Source organism: Buttiauxella gaviniae ATCC 51604 (genome assembly GCF_001654835.1).
In the GTDB taxonomy this organism is placed as follows: domain Bacteria; phylum Pseudomonadota; class Gammaproteobacteria; order Enterobacterales; family Enterobacteriaceae; genus Buttiauxella; species Buttiauxella gaviniae.
Map to the genome: position 1 here is coordinate 1 of NZ_LXEP01000040.1, position 562 is coordinate 562.

The 562-nt window shown below is 47.2% G+C and carries 1 protein-coding gene and 1 pseudogene; both read left to right on the plus strand.

The genetic code is table 11. From position 1 onward, the window contains the following. Positions 1 to 199: pseudogene (locus tag M977_RS25540) on the plus strand (hypothetical protein); the annotation flags it as partial. Between the two features lie 155 nt (positions 200 to 354). Continuing rightward, the coding region (locus M977_RS25710) for a S24 family peptidase (RefSeq protein WP_280643839.1) at positions 355 to 562 on the plus strand (208 nt) is incomplete at its 3' end.

The following is a 562-nucleotide window of genomic DNA, read 5'->3' on the forward strand; positions in this document are numbered from 1 at the left end:
GACTGTGATGAATGGTGCGCCTATTGATATCCCTGCTGACCAGTTCGTCTCTGTGCGTGTCGAAATGCCAGAAGGAAGTATTTATAACCAGAAGAAGCTTACAGCTGAAAAATCGAGGAATGAAGCTGAGAGACTTGCTGCGGAAGAAGCAGCCCGCAAAGCGACGGAGGAAGCACAAGCTGATCCGGACCAACCATAATTCTGAAAAATTTACACAACGCGTAATCCCTTCATCAGTAAAGCCCTTTAATCCCGTTAGCTCATAACATCGCCAGCCCACATTGCCGGTTCGCTTGATCAGATTTATCGATAGATATACTGTATAAATACACAGTTATTAATATTGGCTATCATATGAACCTTATCAAGCCCGTCTTACTTCGCGAAGTTATTACTATTCCGCTGTTTAGCGACCCGGTGAAGTGTGGCTTCCCGTCCCCTGCCCAGGACTATGTAGAAGAGCGCTTAGATATTAGTGAGTTAATCGCACCTCATCCGAGCAGCACCTATTTCGTCCGAGCGTCGGGTGATTCGATGATAGACGGCGGGATTAGCGACGGGG